Origin of the sequence: Streptomyces sp. TRM68416, from assembly GCF_014596915.1 — a bacterium.
Classification (GTDB): domain Bacteria; phylum Actinomycetota; class Actinomycetes; order Streptomycetales; family Streptomycetaceae; genus Streptomyces.
Genome location: NZ_JACVWU010000007.1, coordinates 209,885 through 233,362, shown reverse-complemented (window position 1 = coordinate 233,362; position 23,478 = coordinate 209,885). Strand labels below are relative to the sequence as shown.

At 71.9% G+C, this 23,478-nt stretch carries 22 protein-coding genes and 1 pseudogene; 8 read left to right on the top strand and 15 right to left on the bottom strand.

The window, feature by feature from the left end; all coding sequences use genetic code 11:
• Nucleotide 1: 1 nt before the first annotated feature.
• The 3 genes from kdpF to ICC28_RS14300 all read right to left on the bottom strand — a co-directional run bounded on the left by kdpF (nucleotide 2) and on the right by ICC28_RS14300 (nucleotide 2,404).
• Nucleotides 2-91, bottom strand: a complete 90-nt coding sequence (kdpF, locus tag ICC28_RS14310) for a K(+)-transporting ATPase subunit F (RefSeq protein ID WP_188288909.1) — start codon at nucleotides 89-91, stop codon at nucleotides 2-4.
• Nucleotides 92-632: 541 nt separating this feature from the next.
• Entirely contained in the window at nucleotides 633-1,529 is an 897-nt protein-coding gene (locus ICC28_RS14305) for an alpha/beta hydrolase (RefSeq protein WP_317454016.1), read from the bottom strand.
• The gene (locus ICC28_RS14300) at nucleotides 1,526-2,404 is read right to left on the bottom strand and encodes a PhzF family phenazine biosynthesis isomerase (RefSeq protein WP_188288908.1); all 879 of its coding nucleotides are present in this window, start codon (nucleotides 2,402-2,404) and stop codon (nucleotides 1,526-1,528) included. Before ICC28_RS14300 ends, ICC28_RS14305 begins: the two co-directional genes overlap by 4 nt.
• Nucleotides 2,405-2,498: 94 nt before the next feature.
• On the opposite strand from ICC28_RS14300, the gene ICC28_RS14295 reads away from it, so the two are divergent.
• The 4 genes and pseudogenes from ICC28_RS14295 to ICC28_RS14280 all read left to right on the top strand — a co-directional run bounded on the left by ICC28_RS14295 (nucleotide 2,499) and on the right by ICC28_RS14280 (nucleotide 5,881).
• On the top strand, nucleotides 2,499-3,398 hold the full coding sequence (locus ICC28_RS14295; protein ID WP_188288907.1) for a LysR family transcriptional regulator: 900 nt from the start codon (nucleotides 2,499-2,501) through the stop codon (nucleotides 3,396-3,398).
• A gap of 222 nt (nucleotides 3,399-3,620) precedes the next feature.
• Nucleotides 3,621-4,619: a threonine/serine dehydratase gene (locus ICC28_RS14290; protein WP_223188825.1), complete on the top strand. Its 999-nt coding sequence runs from the start codon at nucleotides 3,621-3,623 to the stop codon at nucleotides 4,617-4,619.
• A gap of 243 nt (nucleotides 4,620-4,862) precedes the next feature.
• Nucleotides 4,863-5,315 (top strand): annotated as a pseudogene (locus tag ICC28_RS40530) (sporulation protein); the annotation flags it as partial.
• Nucleotides 5,316-5,425: 110 nt separating this feature from the next.
• On the top strand, nucleotides 5,426-5,881 hold the full coding sequence (locus ICC28_RS14280) for a tellurite resistance TerB family protein (protein ID WP_188288905.1): 456 nt from the start codon (nucleotides 5,426-5,428) through the stop codon (nucleotides 5,879-5,881).
• Nucleotides 5,882-5,902: 21 nt separating this feature from the next.
• On the opposite strand, the gene ICC28_RS14275 is transcribed toward ICC28_RS14280, so the two are convergent.
• Together ICC28_RS14275 and ICC28_RS14270 are read right to left on the bottom strand one after the other, a co-directional pair.
• Nucleotides 5,903-6,835, bottom strand: a complete 933-nt coding sequence (locus ICC28_RS14275) for a M56 family metallopeptidase (protein ID WP_188288904.1) — start codon at nucleotides 6,833-6,835, stop codon at nucleotides 5,903-5,905.
• Between the two features lie 6 nt (nucleotides 6,836-6,841).
• Complete coding sequence (locus ICC28_RS14270) at nucleotides 6,842-7,264, bottom strand: BlaI/MecI/CopY family transcriptional regulator (RefSeq protein ID WP_188288903.1); 423 nt, start codon at nucleotides 7,262-7,264, stop codon at nucleotides 6,842-6,844.
• 177 nt (nucleotides 7,265-7,441) lie between these two features.
• On the opposite strand from ICC28_RS14270, the gene ICC28_RS14265 reads away from it, so the two are divergent.
• Nucleotides 7,442-8,017 carry a TerD family protein gene (locus ICC28_RS14265; RefSeq protein WP_188288902.1) on the top strand — a complete coding sequence of 192 codons (576 nt, stop codon included), beginning with the start codon at nucleotides 7,442-7,444 and terminating at the stop codon, nucleotides 8,015-8,017.
• An 86-nt stretch (nucleotides 8,018-8,103) separates the two neighbouring features.
• On the opposite strand, the gene ICC28_RS14260 is transcribed toward ICC28_RS14265, so the two are convergent.
• The 3 genes from ICC28_RS14260 to ICC28_RS14250 all read right to left on the bottom strand — a co-directional run bounded on the left by ICC28_RS14260 (nucleotide 8,104) and on the right by ICC28_RS14250 (nucleotide 12,356).
• Entirely contained in the window at nucleotides 8,104-8,268 is a 165-nt protein-coding gene (locus ICC28_RS14260; protein ID WP_188288901.1) for a twin-arginine translocase TatA/TatE family subunit, read from the bottom strand.
• 137 nt (nucleotides 8,269-8,405) lie between these two features.
• Nucleotides 8,406-9,389, bottom strand: coding sequence for an acetylxylan esterase (locus ICC28_RS14255; RefSeq protein ID WP_188288900.1), 984 nt, complete (start codon nucleotides 9,387-9,389; stop codon nucleotides 8,406-8,408).
• Between the two features lie 117 nt (nucleotides 9,390-9,506).
• Nucleotides 9,507-12,356, bottom strand: a complete 2,850-nt coding sequence (locus ICC28_RS14250) for a glycoside hydrolase family 3 C-terminal domain-containing protein (protein ID WP_317454014.1) — start codon at nucleotides 12,354-12,356, stop codon at nucleotides 9,507-9,509.
• Nucleotides 12,357-12,617: 261 nt separating this feature from the next.
• Here ICC28_RS14250 and ICC28_RS14245 point away from each other — a divergent pair, with 261 nt between their 5' ends.
• The gene (locus tag ICC28_RS14245; protein WP_188288898.1) at nucleotides 12,618-14,744 is read left to right on the top strand and encodes a beta-galactosidase; all 2,127 of its coding nucleotides are present in this window, start codon (nucleotides 12,618-12,620) and stop codon (nucleotides 14,742-14,744) included.
• Between the two features lie 138 nt (nucleotides 14,745-14,882).
• Nucleotides 14,883-16,379 (top strand): glycoside hydrolase family 43 protein, encoded by a 1,497-nt coding sequence (locus ICC28_RS14240; protein WP_188288897.1) that lies wholly within the window; start codon nucleotides 14,883-14,885, stop codon nucleotides 16,377-16,379.
• A gap of 21 nt (nucleotides 16,380-16,400) precedes the next feature.
• Here ICC28_RS14240 and ICC28_RS14235 read toward each other — a convergent pair whose 3' ends face one another.
• The 3 genes from ICC28_RS14235 to ICC28_RS14225 form a co-directional block, all read right to left on the bottom strand.
• The gene (locus tag ICC28_RS14235; protein WP_317454013.1) at nucleotides 16,401-17,381 is read right to left on the bottom strand and encodes a LacI family DNA-binding transcriptional regulator; all 981 of its coding nucleotides are present in this window, start codon (nucleotides 17,379-17,381) and stop codon (nucleotides 16,401-16,403) included.
• A gap of 187 nt (nucleotides 17,382-17,568) precedes the next feature.
• Nucleotides 17,569-17,844 (bottom strand): hypothetical protein, encoded by a 276-nt coding sequence (locus tag ICC28_RS14230; RefSeq protein ID WP_188288895.1) that lies wholly within the window; start codon nucleotides 17,842-17,844, stop codon nucleotides 17,569-17,571.
• Entirely contained in the window at nucleotides 17,841-18,659 is an 819-nt protein-coding gene (locus tag ICC28_RS14225; RefSeq protein WP_188288894.1) for a phytanoyl-CoA dioxygenase family protein, read from the bottom strand. The genes ICC28_RS14230 and ICC28_RS14225 overlap by 4 nt, the downstream gene beginning before the upstream one ends.
• 73 nt (nucleotides 18,660-18,732) lie before the next feature.
• On the opposite strand from ICC28_RS14225, the gene ICC28_RS14220 reads away from it, so the two are divergent.
• A complete protein-coding gene (locus ICC28_RS14220) occupies nucleotides 18,733-19,527 on the top strand; it encodes a helix-turn-helix domain-containing protein (RefSeq protein WP_188288893.1) in 795 nt (264 codons plus the stop codon).
• A 317-nt stretch (nucleotides 19,528-19,844) separates the two neighbouring features.
• On the opposite strand, the gene ICC28_RS14215 is transcribed toward ICC28_RS14220, so the two are convergent.
• The 4 genes from ICC28_RS14215 to ICC28_RS14200 all read right to left on the bottom strand — a co-directional run bounded on the left by ICC28_RS14215 (nucleotide 19,845) and on the right by ICC28_RS14200 (nucleotide 23,287).
• Nucleotides 19,845-20,516, bottom strand: coding sequence for a class I SAM-dependent methyltransferase (locus tag ICC28_RS14215; RefSeq protein WP_188288892.1), 672 nt, complete (start codon nucleotides 20,514-20,516; stop codon nucleotides 19,845-19,847).
• 305 nt (nucleotides 20,517-20,821) lie between these two features.
• Nucleotides 20,822-21,763: an ABC transporter permease gene (locus ICC28_RS14210; RefSeq protein WP_223188824.1), complete on the bottom strand. Its 942-nt coding sequence runs from the start codon at nucleotides 21,761-21,763 to the stop codon at nucleotides 20,822-20,824.
• 149 nt (nucleotides 21,764-21,912) lie between these two features.
• Nucleotides 21,913-22,845, bottom strand: coding sequence for an ABC transporter ATP-binding protein (locus ICC28_RS14205; protein WP_188288989.1), 933 nt, complete (start codon nucleotides 22,843-22,845; stop codon nucleotides 21,913-21,915).
• Between the two features lie 4 nt (nucleotides 22,846-22,849).
• Nucleotides 22,850-23,287 carry a GntR family transcriptional regulator gene (locus ICC28_RS14200; protein ID WP_188288890.1) on the bottom strand — a complete coding sequence of 146 codons (438 nt, stop codon included), beginning with the start codon at nucleotides 23,285-23,287 and terminating at the stop codon, nucleotides 22,850-22,852.
• Nucleotides 23,288-23,478 lie beyond the last annotated feature (191 nt).

Below are 23,478 nucleotides of genomic sequence, written 5' to 3'. Positions count from 1 at the left end.
CTCAGAACCTCTCCGGGAACAGGAGGGCGGCCACCAGATAGCCCAGCAGGGCGACGGCCACCACCAGGCCCACCACGTTCTCGACGCTCACAGCCGGCCCACCCCTCGGGCGATGAGGGCCACCAGTACGAACACCGCGACCGTGGCGACGACGAAGGCCACATCGGCCATCGCAAACTCCCTGAACAAGGTTCGGAAAACGAATCGGACCAGTTCAGGAAACCTGCCGCCGGACGAGAATCGACCGCCGCTAACGCTCCCCTGACGCCACCCCCGACGTCCTTGACGCACCTCTAACGCCGCACCTCGGCTCCGCCTGCCGGCCCTGAGCTGCGCCTGCCCGTCCTGAGCTCCGCCTGCCGGCCCTGGGGGCGGCGCCTCCGGGGGCCCGGCGCGTGCGGCGCTTGCCCTCCTCCCCCTTCGCCCCAACATCGTCAACGGCGGCTGGATGCGGCCAACGCGCATGTCTCCGTACCAAGTTGAGGGTTTCTACGGATGTCCGCACGCTACGGCGTGTGCGAGGCTCCTTCCCGAGCCGCCGCGCCGCTCCTGCGCCACCGCGTGCCACCGCCACCATCCCCCGGACGGCGTTGGGCCGGGTGGTGGAGAGCGGCCCGGCGGCTCTCCTCCCTTCAATGCGGAAGCCCACACCCTGGTGCCGTCACCGGGCGGTGGCGCGCGAGGAACGACGTGAGTTCCCTGTTCACGGTCGCCGGGTCCTGCTCGGCCGGGTAGTGGCCGGCCTGTGCGACCTGGAGGTCCTGGACGTCCGTGGCGAGCTGGGCGAGGCATTTGGTCACCGCCGTGCCCATGCCGTACCGTCCGCCGATCGCCAGCACGGGCGTGTCCAGCGGGTGGTGCGAGCGGGTCCGGACGGCTGCCGCGTCCGCCTGAGCCGTCCGGTAGTAGCCCAGGCCCGCCGCGAGGGTGCCGGGCCGCCGGTAGGCGTCGAGGTAGACCTGTTCCGCGTCGCCGGGAAGGGCCAGTGGCGCGGGGCCCGCGCTCTGCCGTAGGAAGGTGCCGTAGTAGGCGTCCTCCCGCCCGGGTACGAGGGTTTCGGCCAGGCCCGCCCGGCGGTTGAACGGGCCGTGCCAGTCCGGGTAGTGGCTGCGTCCGGGCTCCGGGATCTCAGCGTCGATGCCCGGGAGGACCTCTTCCTCGACGGCGAGAGCCCACACCCGCTCGGGGTGGGCGGCAGCGACGAGGTAGCCGACCGTGCCGCCCCAGTCGTGCCCCACGACGGCGAAGCGGGCCACGTCGAGGCGGTCGGCCAGGGCGATGACGTCCCCGGCCAGCAACTCCTTGTCGAACCGCCCGCCGCCCGCCGTGGAGTTCCCTAGCCCGCGCAGATCGGCGGCCACGGCCCGGAAGCCGGCCTCGGCGAGGGCCGGGACGGTCAGGCGCCAGTGGTACGAGGTCACCGGCCAGCCGTGCAGCAGCAGGACCACGGGCCCGTCGCCGCCGCTGTCCGTCACCGCCAGCCGGACCCCGTCCCCGACGTCCACGGCCGTGGCAGCGCCGGGCGTCACCGGGGTCCGCCGATGGACTGCGCCCGGCCGGTGACCCGTACCCGGGGGTCGGCCGGGTCGATGCCGACGAGGAGTTCGCTCGGGCGGCCCATGTCCTCGCCCTGCCGGACGGCGATCGTCACCGGCTCCGGCACCAGGCCGAGGGTGCGCAGATAGCCGCCGAGGGCGGCCGCGGCGGCGCCCGTGGCCGGGTCCTCCACCACGCCGCCGACCGGGAAGGGGTCGCGGGCGTGGAACCGTTCGGCGGACTCGCGCCACACCAGTTGGACGGTGGTCCAGCCGTGGCTGCGCATCACCTCGGCGAGGCCCTCGAAGTCGTAGGCGAGATCCGCCAGCCGGGCCCGGGTGGCGGCGGCCAGGACGAGGTGCTCGGCCCCGCCGAAAGCGACGTGCGGGGGCAGTTCGGGGTCGAGGTCGCCGCGCTCCCAGCCCAGGGCGGCGAGCGCGGCGTCGAGTTCCTCCGACGTGGCCGGCCGGGAGCGGGTGGGCACGCTGGTGAGCGTGGCCCGTACCACGCCGTCCGCGTCGGTGGCCGTCGACACCGGGATCTCCCCGGCCGGGGTCTCGAAGAGCAACTCGCCCGGGCCGATCCGCTCGGCGAGCGCCACCGCCGTGGCCACGGTGGCGTGCCCGCAGAACGGGACCTCGGTGAGCGGGCTGAAGTAGCGGACCCGGAAGCGGCCGCGGGAGTCGTCCCGGGCCGTGACGAACGCCGTCTCGGAGTAGCCCACTTCGGCGGCTACGGACAGCATCGCCGTGTCGTCGAGGCCCGAGGCGTCCAGGACGACGCCGGCCGGATTGCCGCCGTCGGGGACGGTCGTGCCGGGGGTGAAGGCGGAGTACCGCAGGACGTCCAGGCTGCTGTCGATGTTCATGGCCCTTACGCTGCCACGCTTGAGCCATGCAGGGAAATGATAATCCACGAAGATCACGATCGAGTATTCCGATGGCTTCGGCTAGGGTCGGCCCGTGGACACCCGACTCCTGCGCACCTTCGCCGCGCTCGCCCGCACCGGCAACTTCACCGCGACCGCCGCCGAACTCCACCTGGCCCAGTCCACGGTCACCGTGCACGTCCGGACGCTGGAGAAGGACCTCGGGACCCGCCTGTTCGACCGGCTGCCGCGCGGCACGGTGCTCACCGACGCCGGGCGGCGCCTGCTCACGGACGCCGAGGCCGTTCTGGAGGCGGAGGAGCGGCTGCGGGCCACCGCCGCGGCGAGCGGCGGCGGGCCGGTCACCGGCCGGGTGGTCATCGGCGCCGGCGAGACGCTGTGCTCGGCGCGGCTGCCAGGTGTGATCGCCGCCCTGCGCCGCACGCATCCGGAGGTGGAGATCCACCTCCACCCGACGGGCACGACGGATGCGGTCGAAGGGCTGCGCTCCGGCCGGCTGGACCTCGCCCTGCTGCTGGAGGAGAAGGCCGAGTACGCCGACCTCACCGCCGAACGCCTGGCCGCCGAGCCCCTGGTCCTCGTCGCCGCGCCCGGCCACCCGCTGGCCGGCGGGGACGGATCCGGCATCGGCTGGGAGGAACTCTCCCGTGAGCACGTCTTCCTGCACGAACAGGGCTGCTCCTACAGCGACCGGCTCGCCCGGGACCTGCTCGCGGTGCCCGGGGCACAGCCGCGGCTGACCCGGTTCGGCAGTATCGAGGCCGCCCGCTCGTGCGTCGCGGCCGGCCTGGGCCTCACCCTCCTCCCCCGCGTCACCGTCGAAGGCGCGCTCAGCGAAGGCCGCCTCGCGGAGGTGCCGGGCCCCCGCTTCCCGGACGTCCCCGTGCAGCTCGTACGCCTCGGCAGGCGCTGGCTCTCTCCCGCCCTGCGCGCCGTCGTCGCCGAACTCGGCCGGCACTTCCCCGACGCCTGACGCCAGTCGGTGCGGGTCGGCGATGCGTTGCTCCTCGTCGCGGACCTCCGCCGACAGCACGGACATCGCGGCAGGCAGTAGGCGACAAGGGGGCCGTCGACCTCCTCAACGGACGCCCGGCAGTCGGCGGGCGGGAGGGATCCGTGAAAGTACCCAATCCGCCACGGACCCTCCGGCATGACGGCCGGGGACCGATTAGCATCAGTCATGACCGTTAAGCGTTTGTCTGCTGACAGCATCGAAGAGGCTGCCAGTCTCATCGACCCCGCCTTCCTCCGCACACCCCAGTTCTCCGATGCCGCACTCTCCCGTGCGCTCGGCCGGGACACCGTGGTCAAGGTGGAGACGCTGAATCCGCTGCGCTCCTTCAAGGGCCGGGGCGCGGACCTCTACATGCGCCGACTGGCCGCCGGTCAGCACGTCGTCTGCGCCTCCGCCGGGAACTTCGGCCAGGCCATGGCCTACGCCGGACAGGCGCGTTCGCTGCCGGTGACCGTGTTCGCCGCGCACGACGCCAACCCGAACAAGGTGGCGCGGATGCGGGAGCTGGGGGCCGAGGTCGTCCTGGCCGGTGGGGACTTCGACGCCGCCAAGGACGCGGCCCGGACCTTCGCGGGCACCCGCCCGGACTACGTCTTCGTCGAGGACGGTGACGAGCCGCTCATCGCCGAGGGCGCCGGCACCATCGCGGTGGAACTGGCCCCGCTCGGCCTCGACGCACTCCTCGTCCCGGTCGGCAACGGCGCCCTGATCAGCGGCATCGGCTGCTGGACGAAGGCCCGTTCACCGCGCACCCGGATCATCGGCGTCTGTGCGGCGGGCGCGCCGGCCATGGCCACCAGCTGGCGCACCGGTGCACCCGAGGCGACGGGCCCGGTGAGCACGATGGCGGACGGCATCGCCGTGCGGGTGCCCGTGCCCGCCGCGGTCGACTGGATGCGCGAGGTCGTCGACGATGTCCTCCTCGTCGACGAGGAGGACATCCTGCAGGCCCTGCGCCTCGTGCGGGACACCCTGGGGCTCCTCCTGGAGCCCTCGGGCGCGGTCGCCGTCGCCGCGGCACTGCGGCACGACCTGGGCCCCGGCTCCCTGGGAGCGGTCCTCACCGGCGGCAACTTCTCCCCGTCCCTCCTGGACGAACTCGCCCCGGACCCGTCCCGGACGCGACGCCCCGCCTCGCCCGCCGACGTCGGGCCCGGGGCGGGGCCGGCTCACACGTAGCCGATGCGGCCCGGCGACGCACTCCTCCGGATCACGCCGGAGCGGTGGCGGCCGGGCCGACCGGTTCGGCGAGGACGTGCTCTCGACGCGGACGCGGGTGACCGGATGCAGGGCACCCTCGGCCGCCGAGTGCTCGGCGATCGCGATCAGTTCCTCGGCGCCGCGGCCCGGCCGCCACGAACACGGCACGGGCGGGCGGCGACGCCCTTCACGCCTCTACGCACCTGTAGAGAACGACCGGGGATTCCCGTCGTTCCAGCCAGAGAACAGACGCGCCAGGTCAACGAGATCGAGCTCACCTTCCTGGCCGCCCCGGGCGGGATGGAGGTGGTCCTGGAGGCCGACAAGCGCGGCGGGCTCCTGTCGGCGGGCCACGACGCCCTCACCCGCTTCACCGTGGGACTGCACGAGGCCCGCGACTAAAACGCCGAGGTCGACGGCTGGATCCGGCAGTTGGTCGAGCATCGGTCGGCGCACGGCGCCCACACCTCCTACGGGCACGAGGGCCACTACGGACACCACGACCACGAGGGCCACGACGGCCACCGCTCCGGCCCCGGCGTCGGCACGGCGGTCGCCGCGGGCGCCGCGGGGCTGGCCGTGGGTGTGGTCGGCGACATGGTCGCGGCCGAAGTCGTCGACGAGATCGGTGACTTCTTCGAGGGCGACGAGGGCGACGAAGGGGACGAGGGCTGAGCCTCCCGGCCGCTCCGGGAACCAGCTCGCCGCGGCCGGAACTTATCCGCCTCCCCGCTAGTTTCTACGTTGCTGTAGATCTATTACGACAACGAACACATGGAGTTCTCATGGCCCTGTGGGACCGCATCAAGGAGTCCGCGTCGACGATGCAGACCCAGCTCATGGCGAAGAAGAACGACCTCAAGAGCGGCGCCTTCCGCGATGCCAGCATGGCGATGTGCGCCCTGGTCGCCGCAGCCGACGGCACGATCGACCCGGCCGAACGGCAGCGCGTGGCCCAGCTGATCGCCACCAACGAGGTGCTGCAGAACTTCGACGCGACCGACCTCCAGCGCCGCTTCGACGAAAACCTCGACAAGCTGACCACCGACTTCGCCTTCGGCAAGGTCAGCGTGCTCCAGGAGATCGCCAAGGCGAAGAAGAAGCCCGCCGAGGCGCGGGCGGTCATCCAGATCGGCATCGTCATCGGCGGCGCCGACGGCGACTTCGACAAGACCGAGCAGGCCGTCGTCCGCGAGGCGTGCTTCACCCTCGACCTGCCGCCGCACGAGTTCGACCTCTGAGCCGGTGCCCGGCGACGCCCTCTACAGGGGCGTCGCCGCGTGCAGCAGCACGGCCAGCGTCAGGGCGGAGTTCGCCGACGACATGGCCGAGACGGCCGTACCGGCGGCCGCCGTCCACGCGGCCATGCCCACGGCCGTGAACACCGACGGCCAGGAGCGCGCGGCGGGGGCCGGGGCGAGCAGGGCGGCCACCCGGCGCGGCACCGGGCCCGGCGCGGCCAGCCCCGCCAGGGTGGCCACCGGAGTGCCGCGGGAGACCAGGGCCGCCTTGCCGATCGCGCGGGCCACGGTGCGGCGGCTGCCGACCGCGGCGGCCGCCTCCTCGTCCGCCCAGCGCTCCGCCGTGTAGGCCACCGCCGTACGCAGTGGGTGGACGAACGGGTTGGCCTGGGCGGCCAGGCGCACGGCGAGCAGGTAGCGGTGGTGCCGGGCGGCGAGGTGCGCGCGTTCGTGGGCGAACAGGGCGCGGCGTTCGGCCGGTTCGAGGCAGGCCAGCAGGGCCGTGGTCACCACGACCCGGTCCCGCGCCCCGCCGGGCAGGGCGTACGCGTAGGGCTCCGCGTCGGCCACGACCGCCACCTCGGTCGGCGGCAGACCGGCCAGCGCCCGGTGGGCCCGTCGGCGCACCCGCCGGTGGCGCCAGAGAGTCCTTCCGCAGGCGGCGACCACGATGAGGAGCAGGGGCACGGCGGCGCGGCCGGCGATCTCGTCGTAGGGCACCGCCGCGCGCACCTCGGGGTCCGACCAGCCGTCGGGCAGCGGGTTGCCGGGCAGTTGGGCGGTGCCCACCACCATCAGCAGTCCCAGGGATACCGAGCTGCAGATCGCCATGGCCCCGGCGAGGCCCGTCAGCAGCCTGGTGGCCGTGCGCGGGTGCAGATGCTGTTCGGCCAGCCGGGCGACCGGCCATGCCGTCAGTGGAAGGACCAGCGGAAGAAAGATGAACACCCCCATGCGGCTTCAGTCTTCTCCTTCGGCCGTCGCCCGGCTCAGCAGTTCCCGCAGGAGCCGTTCGTCGCCCGGTCCGAGCGAGGTGACGAAGCTGGCGAGCACCGCCTCACGGTCGCTCTCGCCGTCCAGCAGCTTGCGCATCTTGTGCGCGGCGAGCCCCGCCTGGTCGGCCACCGGCGTCCACGCGAAGGACCGGCCCGCGCGTTCCCGGGTCACCGCCCCCTTGGCGAGCAGCCGCGTGAGAATCGTGATCACCGTGGTGTAGGCGAGATCACCGCCGAGCCGCTCCTGCACCCAGCCCGCGGTCGCCGGGCCGTCCGCCTCGCCCAGGACCGACAGGACCAGCCCCTCCAACTCGCCCTGCCCCCGGCGCCGGGGACGCTGCCGCTGGTTCGTCACACCTTCTCTCCCTTCCGCTGCACCGCAGTTCATGAGCGGTACATCGTAGAGATCCCCGGCACCGCTTCACCGCCGGCGAGCGGCACCCGCTTCTCTCCACGCTACTCGGAACCCCCCGACCAGCAATTTCTACACTGTTGTAGTGTTTCAGGGCGGGCTCGCTCCGGCGGATCCGCGTCCCGGCCGGTGTCCAACAAGAAGGAGAGCAGCGTGGGAGTTTCCCTGTCCAAAGGCGGCAACGTCTCGCTCAGCAAGGAGGCGCCGGGCCTGACCGCGGTGCTGGTCGGTCTCGGCTGGGACGTCCGCACCACCACGGGCACCGACTACGACCTCGACGCCTCCGCGCTGCTGCTGGACGCGTCGGGCAAGGTCCTGTCCGACCGGCACTTCGTCTTCTACAACAACCTGACCAGCCCGGACGGCTCGGTGGAGCACACCGGCGACAACCTCACCGGTGAGGGCGAGGGCGACGACGAGGCGATCAAGGTGAACCTCGCCGCCGTACCGGCCGAGGTCGACCGGATCACGTTCCCGGTCTCCATCCACGACGCCGAGAACCGCGGCCAGAGCTTCGGCCAGGTCCGCAACGCCTTCATCCGGATCGTGAACCAGGCGGGCGGTGCGGAGATAGCCCGCTACGACCTGTCCGAGGACGCCTCCACGGAGACGGCGATGGTCTTCGGCGAGTTGTACCGGCACGGCGAGGAGTGGAAGTTCCGCGCGGTCGGCCAGGGGTACGCCTCCGGCCTGGCCGGCATCGCCGCCGACTTCGGCGTGAACGTCTGAGGCCTCGTCCCCTCCGCCGGGCCCCGCGCCCCTGCCGTCCGCGCGATCACTCGATCCTCTGCGGACAGCAGGGGCGCGGGGCCCGTTCAGGAGCGCGCGGGCGGTTCGTCCTGCTCCTTCAGCGCCTTGGTCTCGCTCTTGAAGATCCGGGCCGCCTTGCCCGCCGACCGCGTCAGCTCGGGCAGTTTCTTGATGCCGAGGATCACCACGACGACGAGAAGGATCAGGGCCAGTTCACTCATGCCGAACATCAGGTCTGCTCTCTCGCGGTGGTGGACGGCCGCCGGTACGGCGTACCGACGGCGGGCGGCGAACTACAGTGCTGTAGAAGTCTCTCCTGAAAAGAGATCGCACAACAAGCCCGCCCGTCCTGCGAAGGACACGCCGCTCAGACCTCCGGTGCCAGGCCGCGCCGGTGCAGCCAGGCCAGTTGCGCGGGCGGGTTGGAGCCGCAGCCGCCGCCGTGGTCGGCGAACGGCCACACCGTCATGGTGCGGTCCTGGCCCGCGTAGTGGTTGAAGGCGGCGTAGACAGTGGAGGGCGGGCAGACCGGGTCCATCAGGCCGACGCTGAACAGGGCCGGAGCGGTGGCCCGTTGGGCGAAGTGGACGCCGTCGAAGTAGTCGAGGGTGGTGAAGGTCTCCGCCACCCGGTGGCGGCTGTGCCACCGCAGGTACTCGGCGATCTCCGGGTACGGGCCCTCGCCGCTGATCTGCACGGCCCGCCGGAAGTGGCACAGGAACGGGACGTCCGCCAGTACGGCGGCCACCCGGTCCCCGGTGAGGCCCGCGACGGCGAGTGCCAGGCCGCCTCCCTGGCTGCCGCCGGCCAGCACGATCCGCTGCGGGTCGAGTCCGGGCAACTGCGCCACGGCGTCCACGGCGCGCACGCAGTCGGTCATCAGGCGCCGGTAGTAGTAGTGGTCGGGCGACTCGATGCCGCGGGTCATGAAGCCCTTGACCCACTGGGTGCCGTCGCCCTCGCCCCGGTCCGGGGTGTCGTGCCCCTGGCCGCGGCTGTCGACGACGAGCTGGGCGTAGCCGGCGGCGGGCCAGAACAGGTGGTCGGTGGGCAGTGAGCGTCCGCCGCTGTAGCCGTTGTAGGTGATGACGACCGGCAGCGGTCCGGCAGCGTCGCGCGGACGCACCAGCCAGGCGGCCACCGGTTCACCGCGCCAGCCCGGGAAGCGTACGTCGTCGATGTCGACGGTGCGCAGCAGGTGCTGGGAGGTGACCCGCTCGGTCTTCGCCGTCTCGTCGTGCGACCGGGCCTCTGCGAGGGTGCGCTGCCAGAAGGCGTCGAAGTCCTTCGGGGCGGGCGACTCGGGCCGGTAGCGGGTGAGTTCGTCCAGACCGAAGTCCGTGAGCGGCATGGGGTTTCCTCCGGGTGAGGCGGTGTCGGGTGGTGGGGCGGTGCGGCGCCGGACGGGACGGGTGGCGGCCCGCCCGGGCTCGGGCGGGCCGCTGGTCGCGCGGTGGCGGGCGGGGGGTCAGTCGGACGGGGCGAAGGTGAAGGCGGTCAGCCGGAAGGCGCCGTGCAGCGTCAGCGTGAGGTCGTGGACGCCGTCGAGCGGGGCGGCGAACTCGGCCGCGGTGGTGGCCCAGGCGTACCGGTCGCCGGTGACCGGAATGTCGAGTGCGACCAACAACCGGTCCCCGGCCCGCAGTTCCAGCCGGGCCTGCCCCGACCCCGCGTCCTCGCGGGCGATTTCGGCCTCCACCTGGGCGGCACCGGTGAGGTCGACGCCGCGGAAGAGCAGCGTCGCGGGCCGGTCCGGGTGGGCCGTGGTGACGGCGTCACCGTCGGCGCGGGTGGCGTCGACGATCTCGATGTCCGTGTGATCGTCGAAGTCGACGGCGAGGGTGCGCCGTTGGAGGAGCGGGCGGGGCGCGGGGGCCGGTCCGGTCACGGTGAGCGGCGCGGTCAGGAACGGGTGCTCGGCGGAGCGGGCGACGGTGATCTCGTAGTCGCCGGGGTCGACGGTGAAGGCGCCGGTGCCGACGTCCCAGTGGGCGAGCCGTTCGGCCGGCAGCCGGAAGGACAACTCCCGGCTCTCGCCCGGCTCCAGGCGGATCTTGCGGAAGTCGGCGAGGCGCTGCCGGGGTGCCTCGTAGCGGGCGTCGAGGGCGCGGACGTAGAGCTGGACCAGTTCGCTGCCGGGCCGTGCGCCGGTGTTGGTCACCGTCACCGTGATCGCGGCCTCGCCGTCCTGGGCGATCGAGGAGTGGGACAGGCGCAGGTCGCTGTGGGCGAAGTCGGTGTAGGACAGGCCGTGGCCGAAGGGGTAGAGCGGTGCGGCCCGGTGGTACTGGTAGGTCCAGCCGGCCTTGATGATGTCGTAGTCCAGCGGTTCCGGCAGCGGGTCGTCGCCCCGATACCAGGTCTGCGGCAGGCGGCCGGCGGGTTCGGCGTCGCCGAGGAGTACGGCTGCCAGCGCGTGACCTGTTTCCTGCCCGCCGTGGGACGTCCACACCACGGCGGGCAGGTGTTCGTCGGCCCAGTCGACGGCGTACGGGTAGCTGCTCATCACCACGAGCGCCGTCTGCGGGCGGACCCCGAAGACCGTGCGCAGCAGCGCCTCCTGCCCCTCCGGCAGGGCGGTGTCGGCGCGGTCCTCGGTCTCGCGGCCGTTGATCAACGGGTGGTTGCCGAGGACGACGACGGCGGTGTCGGCCTGTTCGGCGGCGGCACGGGCCTCGGCGAAGCCGTCGCGCACCAGCTCGCGGCGCCAGCGTTCGGCGGTCTCGGGGCCGTCGGCGGTCATCGTCACCCGGCCGTCGGCGGGGTCGACGACGGCGTAGCGGCCGGTGTGGCGGTTGCGCAGGAGGACGGTGTCCGGCTCGCCGCCGGGCTCCAGCGCGAAGGTCTCGCGCACGAACCAGTTCTTGATGCGTTCCTGGTCCGCTACGAGCGTGTCGTCGTCCTTGAGGCTGAGGTAGCGGCCGGTGCCGGCGTCCCGGAGGGTGAGGGCGCCGCCGCCCCAGTCGACCACGTCGAAGGAAGTACCGCACAGCGGTTGGCCGTTGGTGAGCGAGCGCAGTTCGATGCGGTCGGCGCCCTCGACGCACACCGCTTCGCCGCCGTGCTCCGCCAGGGCGGCGCGCAGCCCGGCGGCGACGGTGACGCCGTAGGGGAGGGTGCCGCTGTACCAGTCCTCGCAGAGCAGGTCCGCGAGGGGGCCGATGACCGCGACGCGGGGTGTGTCGCGCGGCGCCAGGGGCAGCAGTCGGTCGTTCTTGAGCAACACCACCGACTCGGTCGCGGCGCGCCGGGCGAGGGCGCGGTGTTCGGGGCTGTCGACCACCTCGGGGCCGATGTGCGCGTACGGGTCGAGGTCGGGGTCGAACTCGCCGAGCCGGAAGCGCAGTTGGAGCTGGCGGCGGGCGGCGCGGTCGATGTCGACCTCGTCGATCAGTCCGCGGTCCACCGCCTCGCGCAGCCGGCCGGTCACCGTCGCGCTGTCCTCGTTCTGGTCGGTGAAGCTGTCGATGCCGGCCTTCAGGGCGGCGGCGTGTCCCGCGGGGTGGTCGTCGAAGTAGTGCTCCGGGTCGACCAGGTTGGAGGGTGCCTCGGCGTCGCTGACCACGAACAGCTCGTGGCCGGTCGCGAGCGCCCAGCGCCGCAGTTCCGTCTCGATCAGCGGACTGACGTGGCAGGGGCGGCCGTTGACGAGGTTGTACGCCGCCATCGCGCCGGTGGCCGAGCCGTCGGCGACGGCCGGGCGGAACGCCGCCAGGTCGTACTCGTGCAGCACGCGGGGCCGGACGCCGGAGGAGGTGACGCAGCGGTCGTCCTCGTTGTTGTAGGCGAGGAAGTGCTTGAGGACCGGTGCGGCGCGCAGGTAGTCCGGGTGGTCCCCGGCCAGGCCCCGGCAGTAGGCCGTGGCCAGTCGGCCGGTGTGCAGCGGGTCCTCGGAATAGCCCTCCTCGTTGCGGCCCCAGCGCGGATCGCGCAGCAGGTTCACCACGGGCGCCCATGCCTGGAGGCTGTGGGTGCCGGAGCCGGTCGCGGGGGTGCGGTGCCGGTGGAAGGCGCGCATTTCCACCGACACGGCCGTGGCGACCGCGTGCACGAGGTCCTCGTCCCAGGTGGCGCCGAGCCCCACCGCCTGCGGGAAGACGGTGGCCTCGCCGAGCCAGGACACGCCGTGCAGGGCCTCGGTTCCGGTGCGGAAGGGGGCGACGCCCAGGCGTTCGATCGGCGCCGCGTACTGGTGCAGCAACCCGATCCGCTCGTCGAGTGTGAGCCGTTGCAGCAGGTCGTCGACGCGTTTGTGCAACGGGAGCGCGGGATCGCGGAACGGCAACCGGTCGGCTTCGGACGGGAGGACAGGACCCACGGGAGCAACCCCTCGACGAGCGGCAGAGACATGAGCTGGTGACAGCGTTGGTGAAGCGCTTCGACGCTGCCATCGCCCTTGATCGGGTGTCAATGCCCTTCGATAAGAAAGTTTCCGTCGCTTGTCCCTCTTGTTTCGCCGGAGGCCTCTCATTACCTTGCATCGATAGGTGAAGCGCTTCGACGCTCTGTCGATTCCACCCTCCGGCCGGCCACCGCACCTCCCTGTCCTGGACCATCCGCCTCTCCTCAAGGACCCCGCATGACCCAGCTGCCGGCCCGCGTTCTGTTCGGCGCCGCCTACTACCACGAGTACCAGCCCTACGAGCGGCTCAAGACCGACCTCGATCTCATGGCGGCGGCGAAGTTCACCGTCATCCGGGTCGGCGAGTCGGTGTGGTCCACCTGGGAGCCGGAGAACGGCCGCTTCGCGCTCGACTGGCTGCAGCCCGTCCTCGACGGCGCCCACGAGCGCGGCATTTCGGTCGTGCTCGGCACGCCCACCTACGCGGTGCCGCCCTGGCTGGCCCGGCAGTACCCGGAGATCGCCGCCGAGGACGCCGCCGGTCGCCGCGCCGCGTGGGGCGCCCGGCAGGAGGTCGACATCACGCACCCGGCCTTCCGTTTCCACGCGGAGCGCGTCATCCGCGCGATCGTGGCCCGCTACGCCGGCCACCCCGCGGTGATCGGCTTCCAGGTCGACAACGAGCCGGGCCCGCGCCTGCCGCACAACCACGGCGTCTTCCAGCGGTTCGTCGACGACCTGCGGCAGCGCTACGGCGACGTCGAGACCCTCAACCGCGAGTGGGGGCTGGTGTACTGGTCGCACCGGCTGTCCACCTGGGCCGACCTGTGGCAGCCGGAGGGCAACGCGCAACCGCAGTACGACCTGGCCTGGCAGGTCTTCCAGGCGCGCCGGACCACCGAGTTCATCGCCTGGCAGGCCGACATCGTGCGCGAGTACGCCGGGCCCGGCCAGTTCGTCACCACCTGCCTCGCCTACGGCTCACCGGGCCTGGAGGACGACGAGCTCACCGACCACCTGGACGTCACCGCGGGCAACCCGTACTACGACATGCAGGACAGTCTCACCATGCCCGAGCCGCCGCGCGAGAAGCTGCCGCAGCAGTGGATGGCGTACGGGGCGTGGGCGCTGCACCAGAGCGCGGACCGGATCTACTCCTCCCGCCAGGAGCCGTTCCTGATCACGGAGACCAACGCCCAGGCCATCGGCGGCCCTTCGGACAACCGGCCCGCCTTCGACGGGCAGTGGCGGCAGGCCGCCTGGGCGCTGGTCGCGCGCGGGGCCCGCATGATCGAGTACTGGCACTGGCACACCCTGCACTTCGGCACCGAGACGTACTGGGGCGGCATCCTCCCGCACAGCGGACGACCGGGGCGCGTCTACGGCGAACTCGCCCGCCTGGGCGCCGAGTTCGAGCGGGCCGGTGATCTGGTCGCCGGGATCACCCCGGACGCGGACATCGCGATGGTGTACTCGGCGCCGAGCAAGTGGCTGATGCGCAAGCACCCGCCGCTCGCCGGTCCCGACGGCGGCCCGGACGCGGGCGCCTACGAGGGCTTCTTCGACCCGTTCTACCGGGGTGCGTTCGAGGCGGGGCGCCAGGTGCGCATCCTGCACGCCCGCCAGTTGCACGATCCGCACGGTGAACGCGAGGGCCTGGCCCCGGAGTCGGCGGCCGAGCTGCACCCCGTGCTCGTCGTGCCGGCGCTGTACGTGGCGGACGACGGGACGCTCGACTGGCTCGGCGCCTACGCGGCGGCGGGTGGCCACCTCGTCCTCGGCCCGCGCACCGGCTACGGCGACCACGAGGCTCGGGCGCGCCACGAGGCGGCACCGGCGCGGCTGGTCGAGGCCGCGGGCGTCCGGTACGACGAGTTCAGCAACCTCCATGCCGACCTGCCGCTGCGCACCGCACCGGACAGCCCGCTGGCCCTGCCGGACGATGCGGTGGCCACCCGCTGGGTGGAGGGCCTGGCCGTGGACGACGCCGACGTGCTGGCCGAGTACGACCACCCGCACTTCGGGCGCTGGCCCGCCGTCACCACCCGCCGCCATGGCGCGGGCCGCGTCACCTGCGTGGGCACCGTGCCCGGTCGTGCCCTGGCCCGCGCGCTCGCCGCCTGGCTCGCGCCCGCCCCGCGCAGCGGCTGGCGGGACCTGCCGGACTCGGTGACCGTCGCCACCGGCACCGCCCCCGACGGCCGGCGCGTCCACTTCGTCCACAACTGGAACTGGCAGCCGGCCACCGCCCACGCTCCGGTGGACCTGACCGACGCCCTGGACGGCAGCGCGGTCCCGGCGGGTGCGCCCGTACGGCTCGGCGCCTGGGACGTCCGCGTCCTGGCCGGACCGCGGGAGCCGTGAGGCCTGCCCATGCACAGGGCAGAGAAACTTTCTCTCCTTTTGCGGCCCTTGTTTCGCGCGAAACAAGTCCGCTAGCTTCCCGACCGGAGTTGGAGCGCTTCAACAGCAACTCCGGCCCCCGACGAAAGGACAACCAGGGTGCCCGCCCACGCCACCAACCCCGTGCTCCCCGGGTTCCATCCCGACCCGAGCATCTGCCGGGTCGGCGAGGACTACTACCTCGCCTGCTCCAGCTTCGAGTACTTTCCCGGCGTACCCCTGTTCCACAGCCGTGACCTGGTGCACTGGCGGCAGATCGGCAACGTACTGGACCGGCCGGAGCAGTTGCGCCTGCCGGAGTCCATGGCGTCCTCCGGCGGCATCTACGCCCCCACCCTGCGCCACCACGACGGCCGCTTCTGGCTGATCGTCACCAACTGCAGCGAGGGCGGCGGCAATCTGATCGTCACGGCCACCGACCCCGCCGGACCGTGGTCGGATCCCGTCTGGGCACCCGGTGTGCCCGGCATCGATCCCGATCTGGCCTGGGACGAGGACGGCACCTGCTGGTGCACGGTCGCCGGGGTGTCGCAGGTCCGCCTCGACCCCGCCACCGGACAGACCTACGGCACACCGCAGCCGGTCTGGTCCGGCGGCCCCGGCGCCAAGGCACCCGAGGCGCCGCACCTGTACCGGATCGGCGATCACTGGTACCTGCTCATCGCCGAGGGCGGCACCGAACGCGGCCACGGTGTGTCGATCGCCCGCGCGAGCACCCCCAACGGCCCGTTCGAACCGTGCCCGCGCAATCCGGTGCTCACCCACCGCGGCACCGACCACCCCGTGCAGAACACCGGCCACGCCGACCTCGTCCAGGGCCCCGACGGCAACTGGTGGATGGTCTTCCTCGGTGTACGGCCGCGCGGCGGCACCCCCGGCTGGCACGTGCTCGGCCGGGAGACCTTCCTGGCCCCCGTGACCTGGGAGGACGGTTGGCCGGTCGTCGGCGAGGTCGCCACGGACCTCTCCACGCTCCCCTGGCCGCTCGCCCCCGGCCCCGCCGAGGAGCCACGGGACGACTTCGCGCTCAGTGAACTCGGGCCGTCCTGGATCTCCGTGCGGGACCGGCGCGTTGAACTCTGCACCACCAAGGAGCGGCCCGGCTGGCTGACGCTCCGCGGGCGGGGCGCCTCCCTGGACGAGCCCGACGTGGTGTTCACCGGCCGCCGCCAGCAGCACCACGCCTGCCGGGCACGCACCCTGGTCGACCCCTCCGAAGGGCGCGGCGGCCTCGCCGTCCGGCTGGACGAGCGGCACCACTACGCGATCGAGGCGTCCGGGACGGACGTACGGGTGATCGCGCGCGTCGGCTCGCTGCGCACGGTCGTGGCCGAACTCCCCGTACCCGCCGGGCCGGTTGTCCTCGCCGTCCGGGCCACCGACACACCGCCGCCGCACGGACCGTGCACCGGCCCCGACACCGTCTCCCTCGGCATCGAGCAGTCCGACGGCACCTTCACCGAACTCGCCGCCCTCGACGGCCGCTACCTGTCGACCGAGGTCGCCGGCGGCTTCACCGGCCGCGTCCTCGGCATGTACGCCGCCGAAGGCACCGTCCACTTCGACTGGTTCGAGTACGAACCGCTCGTCCTCTGAGGAGCAGGGCCGCCGCCCTCCTCACTCCTCCTTCGGCGGGGCCGTGCTCTCCCGAAGGGTGAGGGTGGTCGCTATCTCCAGTCCCCTCTGCGGTACTTGCTCACCCCGGCCGAGCGCCAGAGCCAGTTCCGTGGCTGCCGTCGCCATCTCGGCGAGCGGCTGGTGGACGGTGGTCAGGGGCGGGTCCATCCAGGCCACGGCCGGTACGTCGTCGAAACCGACCACGCTGAGGTCGTGCGGGATGCGCAGGCCGAGTTCGCGCGCGGCCTGGTACACGCCGTGGGCCTGCATGTCGTTGGCGGTGAACACGGCGGTGGGACGCTCGGGGCGGGACAGCAGCTCCCGCGCCGCGGCGTACCCGTGCTCGCGCGTGAGCTGGGTCTTCACCACCGGGCAGGAGTCCAGCGGCAGTCCCGCCTCCGCCAGAGCGGACAGGTAGCCGGACAGCCGGGCGCGGCAGAAGGGATGGTCCGGGCCGCTGATCATGGCGATGTGCCGGTGCCCCAGCCCGAGCAGGTGCCGGGTCGCCGCCTGGCCTCCTCGCCAGTTGGTGGCGCCCACGAACGGCACGTCGTCGGGGAGTTCGTCGATGGGGTCGAAGACGACGAACGGGATGCCCTTCGCCGTCAGCTGTTCCCGCTCCGCCTCGGAGAGCTGCGCCACCGACAGCACACACTGAGGACGCCTCCCGACGGTGTCGTCGATGGTCATGCCCGTGGAGTCGTGCAGCCCGAACTCCGACACCAGCACGCCGATCCGGTTCCTGCGGGCCACCCGCTCGACACCGCGGATGATCTCCACGGCCCACATGCTCTCCAGCTCGCGGAAGACCAACTCCACGAGGTTGCTGCGGCTCTTGGGAGGCTTGCGGTAGCCGTACCGGTGGATCAGCTCCTCGACGCGGGCCCGGGTCTCGTCCGACACCCCCGAGCGGCCGTTGAGCACCTTCGACACCGTGGGCACCGAGACGCCCGCGGACTCGGCGATGTAGGCGATCGTCACCGACCCGGCTCCCCCGCCGCGTTCGCCGTGCTCTTCCGCCGAAGGTCTTCCCGATCGGTTGTCCGGCACGGTCGCCATCCCCATCCCCTCGCCTGCTGCCGCCCTCATTCTCGCAGCCGTCGGACCGAGCCGCGCGGCACGTGGCGCGGCGCGGCTGTCATCCGGGTCAGGCGATGGTCCCTCGAAGTCAAGGAGCGGGGCTGTCCTCCAGCTTCTCGAAGAAGAACTCGTGCTTGAGGAAGGAGACGTCGTACTCGTGTCCGGGCTGCGGCGGCATGAGTTGGGAGGCCTGGAAGAGCCGCCACCCGTCGTGCAGGGCGGCAAGACCAGTTGGGTAGGGCGGCTCGTCGCTGTCGCCGGTCGTGGGGTGGGTGCGGCCGGTGCCGTCGTAGCGGGACCAGCCCACCACGTGCGAGTCGAGCGCCGACGTGGAAAGGTAGAGCACCAGAACCTGCTGTCTCATGCGTGGCTCCTCTGGGCGGGCCGGTTGCTGACGCGGGTGACCCAGTACTCGACGTCGAAGGACGCGTCACCGGTCAGGGCCCGCCACAGCAGGGCCCGGTTGTAGATCTCCAGTCGGGCGGCGGCCTGCTCGTACCAGGGCAGGTACGCGTTCAGCTCCGCGGTCACGGCCGGATCGTCCAGGTCGCGGGTGTCCCACAGCCGCACCTGCGGCACGGTCGGGTTGAGACGGAGCTTGTACATGAAGCGGCGGCGCGCGGTGTCGTTGCGGCGGCCGCCGTGCCAGATGCCGTGGTGCACGAGCACGACCGTGCCCGCCGGGCAGACCAGCCGGGTCTGCCCGCGCAGGTTCTGCACCCGGCCGACGTCCGACTCGTTGATCCTGCGCAGATGACTGCCCGGCACGCTCAGCGTGCCGCCCATCTCGGCGGTCACCTCGTGCGGGTAGTACATGAGCTGCACGTCGAACGCGTCCGGCCGTACGTCGATGATGGCATCGGCGTGCAGCGGCTGCGCCTCCCCCTCGTGCGGCTCCCGCACGTGCACGGCATGGTGGTCGACCGTCGGCTCCGGCCCCACCAGGCTCTCGACGGCGCCCGCCACGTCCGGCACGGCGAGCAGCTCGTGGATGAAGGTGTCCGGCGCGAACGCCTTGCCCAACGGGGTGCCGTAGGCCACGTCCGGCAGGCCCTCGGTCAGGGTCGCCATGGCCCGTTCGTTGATCTCCTGGGGCACCACTCCGTCGAGGCGCAGGAAGCCCTGGGCGACGAAGCGCGCCACCTGAACAGATGTCAGGAGTTGCTTGCTGGTTGACATGCGACGAACGTACGCGGCCCGTCCCCCTGAGTCGTGGGCGGAAATCATCGACTACTGGTAACTTTCCGTCCTCGTGAAGCACGTGACACTTCCGCTCGGCGAGGCACCCACCGTCGTCAATGCCGGCATCGGGGTCCACGGCGTCTCCACCGACCACGACGTCTTCCGGCTGCCCGACCTGTGGCAGCTGCACCTCTACCACTACGACGGTGCCCTCTCCCTCGGGCCGTCGCTCCACCCCATCCGTCCCGGCCACGTCAGCCTGGTGCCGCCCAACACGGAGGTGCACTTCCACTACCGGGGCAGGTCGGAGCACTTCTACGTCCATCTGCGGCTGCACGACAGCGCAACCGCGCGGCTGGTGCCGGTGATGCAGGACGCGGCGGCGGAGAGCGCGCGCCTGGCCGACCTGCTCCGGCACGCCGTGGCAGCGATGCCGACCTTTCCCCCACGCGCCACGGCCGAGGTCTGGACCGCCCTGTGGCGCATCGCCGAACTCCCGGGGGACGAGGGGACCGGACGCCGCCACCCCTTCGTGACCGCCGCGCAGTCCTACATCGAGGAGCACCTGGCCGGCCCGCTGTCCGTACCGGACGTCGCCCGCGCCGTCGGCATCTCCCACACCCACCTCACGCGCGTGTTCCGCACCGAAACCGGCCGCACGGTCGTCTCCTACATCCGGCACAGACGCCTACAACGCGCCCGCCACCTCCTGCTCTCCTCCACCCTCTCCATCACCGCCATCGCCGCGGCCGTCGGCATCACCGACCTCCAGGCCTTCAACAAGTCCTGCCGCCGCGAACTCGGCGCGAGCCCGCGTGACATACGCGCGGGCTTGTCCACCGGGCCGGACCGCCCGGTACCGTAGTCAGCGCGGACGGCGCACGCGCTCGCCCGGTCCGGCCGCGGGCACGTCGTCCGAAGCGCTGCCGGTGTACCCCGGCCCGCCGACGACGGTTCCCGCCAAGTGGTCCGGTGGATCGGTCCGATGCCCGTGACCTCCGCACCGCCGCGCAGCTCGCGCGAGCCGTCGCCACCGACGACGAGGCCCGCGGAATCCTCCGGAACGCCGACGTGGAACAGGAGTTCGCCGGGATCGCACCGCGGGCATCGACGATGCGGCAGTCGCACGAGTGCGGCCGTCGCCCCCGCCGTCCCGTGAACGTGGGGAGGGTCTCAGTGGGCTTAAGAAGTCAAGCCGGTGTCCGTCGGCTTGTGGGCGAGAAAGCTGGCGATCTTCCACTTCCGGTCTTCGCCGGGCTCCTGCACCAGTTGCGCGTCGACGGTGAACCGGGCCTGGCGCAGGAGCTGGGCCAGCTGGTCCGGGGGCAGGCGGAAGGAGTCGAAGGACACGGGGTGGCCGCCGTAGGCCTGTGCCGGGCGGCGGTGCTCACCGGCACCCACGTGGCCGACGAGGAGAAGGTGTCCGCCCGGCGCCAGGGTGCGACGGAACTCGGCGAACACGGTCGGCAGCAGCTCCGGAGGCGTGTGGTGGGTGGAGTAGAAGGCCAGGATGCCGCCGAGCGTGTTGTCCTCGACCTCCAGCGCGGTCATGGAACCCACGGAGAAACGCAGGTCCGGGTAGGCGTTCCGAGCCAGTTCGATCATCTTCGGGGAGACATCGATGCCGAACGGGGACACTCCGAGTCCGGCCAGATGCGCGGTCACTCTGCCCGGTCCGCAGCCCACGTCCGCGACCGGGCCTCGGCCGGATGCCCGCACGAGTTCGGCGAACGCGGCCAGCATGGAGCGTGACAGCGGGTCCAGCTCCGACGGCGGTTTGACGAGTTTCGCGTAGTCGTAGGCCACGGTGTCGTAGGACTCCCGGACGGCGGCAAGGTAGGAAGGCTCGGTCACGCCGGCCTACCCTACGGAAGGGGCCAGACGCTGGTGTGCTTCCGTTCCGGTGGGGTCCGAAGTCGGTTCCGCCAGTCGCGTTGCTGTTCGGGGACTCCGACGACCATGCCGATGCGGCGGACGAGCTCCCGTCTACGCCGAACCGGCCAGTGGCCGGTGAACAGCCGCGTAGGCATGCGCCTCGGGCGGCACGTGATCACGGGGCAGCGGTCCCCGGCCGCTCGACCGGGGACCGCTCTCGCACATCGCCGCAGCCCGCACCAGCGTCGGCCTGGACGCCGGCGGAGAGGGGTACGAACGGTGACTCAGACGAGCCGCTTGCGGCCCCAGATGAAGAGGAAGGCCACGACGCCGGCCGTCAGGGCGAACAGGATCGACGCTCCGAACCACTGCATACTGCCCATCTGCGATATGGGGATGTAGTCCAGCCGCGCGCCGACGATGTCCGCCTTCTTCATGCAGGCCTCGATGCCCTGCTCGATCGGCGCATCCGCACAGGTGCTCACGTCGAGCAGCTTTCCGCTGCCGGTGACATACGAGGTGTCGGCCACGTACGCGGTGCGGGGAACCTCCGGGAATGTGATCACGGTGCCGGGGCTGACCGGCTTGCTGGTGGCCGTGACGATGTTGCCGAGCGACATCGCGAAGTGGCCCCAGACCGTCTGGAGGGCGACGGTGAAACCGAGGGTGACCACCATGGCCACCAGTGTGCGGCGCAGGATCACACCGATCGCCACTCCGCCGAACACCGAGAGGAGGGTGAGGGCGACCGGCGCCGGGCCTGTGGTGTTGAAGTAGTCACTGGTGGTCCAGTCGATGTCCGCGTAGTGGACCTTGATGGGGTTCCACCACCAGGCGAACGCCACCGACAGCGCGACCGTGGCCGCCACGACCACAAGACCGGTCAGCGCCAGCTTTGTGGCGAGCCAGCGGTTGCGGCTCACGGACTGGGCGGCGATCAGCTTGGCCGTGCCGTTCTCCAGGTCGCCCGCGAGCAGCGGGGCGCCGAGGAGGACGCCGAGGATCACGGGGATCGCCGTGAGGCCGGTGGTGACGGAGCCGAACGCGTCGGCGTACGGCTGGAACTCCCGTTCCACGTCGTCGAGGCTCCTGGCGGGGAAGCCGTAGCCGTCCAGGAACTCCATCATCTGGCCGCGCTGGAAGGCGATCCAGGCCACGTAGAGCACGGTGACGCCGATGACGGTCCAGAACGCGGCCCGGTGCTGGCGCCAGACCAGCCAGGTCATACCGCTGAGGCGGGGGCGCCGGGTGGCCTCCGAGGTGTTCGTGTTCCGGGCCCTGTGCCTGGATCCGTGCTTGGGTGCGCTGATTGTCCCGTTCATCGTCCGGTTCGCTGTTCCGTTCGTGCCGTCGGTCGAGGGGCTGGTGAAGGTGCTCATGCCGCCACCGTCCCGGTGGCGAACGCCTGGCCCCGGACCTGGGCGGTGGGGGTGATCAGCTGCGGCGCGTCGGCGGAGCGGAGATAGGCGAGGAGGAGTTCCTCCATGCTCGGGGCGGCAGCCTCCCAAGGGCCGGTCACCGGGCCCTCCGGGCGGATGAGCGCGGTGAACTGCCGTCCGCTGGTCCGGGCCTCGACGAGGGTGTGGTACCCGAGCAGGGCGGGCAGGTTCTCGCCCTCCTTGGCCCCGGTGACCACGGTGTGCGCGGTCAACAGCTCGTCCACGTCGCCGGCGAGCCGCACTCCGCCGCCGGAGACGACGACGAGGAAGTCACACACGTTCTCCAGTTCGGCGAGGACGTGGGTGGACATCACCACGGTGGTGCCGCGCTCGCCGGCCTCGGCGAGGAGGGTGCCCATGATCTCGTGGCGCACGACCGGATCGAGGTCCGCCATCGGCTCGTCGAGCAGGAGCAGGTCGGGGCGCTTGCCGAAGGCGAGGGCGATGGCGACGCGGGTGCGCTGGCCGCCGGAGAGGGAGCCGATCTTCGCGTCGAAGGGCACGTTGCCCGCGCGGACGATGTCCTCGGCGGCGCGCTGGTCCCAGCCGGGGTTGAGCTCCCGCCCCAGCCGCAGGGTCTCCGCCACGGTGAAGCGACGGAACAGCGGCTTTTCCTGCGCGAGGAAGGCCGTACGCCGACCGGACTCCGCCGAGCCCGGCGTCTCGCCGAACAGGCTGAGCGACCCCTGCGTCGGCTTGAGGACATGGGACGCGATGTTCAGCAGCGTGGTCTTGCCCGCCCCGTTGGGGCCAACCAGCCCGCAGATCCTGCCGGCCGGGAGCCGGAAGCTGCAGTCCCGCAGCGCCCAGCCCCGCCGGTAGCGCATCCCCAGTCCGTGCGCCTCAAGCGCCGTCTCCCCGGCGTGCATGACGTTACTCACCTGTGCTCCTCGCTCTCGTGACCCCCGCGACCGCCGTGGTCCCGGTGGCGTACTGCTTCTCCAGCGCCGACGCGACCAGCGCGGCCACGTCCTCGTGCTCCAGACCGGCCTCGGCCGCCTTCGCCATCCACGCCACCAGCTCCCCGTACAGCGGCGAGTCGGTGCCCGTCTCGGGGCGGCCCAGCGTGCGGCGTACGAAGGTGCCCTGGCCCGGTCGCGGTTCGACCAGGCCCTCGCGCTCCAGCTCGCGGTAAGCCTTGAGGGTGGTGTTCGGGTTGACCGCGCTCGTCTCCGAGACCTCCTTGGCGGTGGGCAGCCGGTCACCCGGCACCAGTACGCCCAGCCGCAGGGCCTGCTTGGTCTGCTGCACGATCTGCTGGAAGGCGGGGACCCCGCTCCGCCTGTCGATGCGGTACTCCACGGCCACCACTCCCTTCCATCATCATTCCACTACTCGATTAGTGGAATGATGATGGAAGGGAGTGACGGCAGTTGTCAATGTGGTTCGTGAAAGCTTCGGGGTTCACCGAGGGGCCCGCCCCGCGCTCTGCGACCGCGCGAGCGACGACAGGTCGGGATCGAATATTCGACTTTCTACCTGCACCGCGAGCACACAAGATG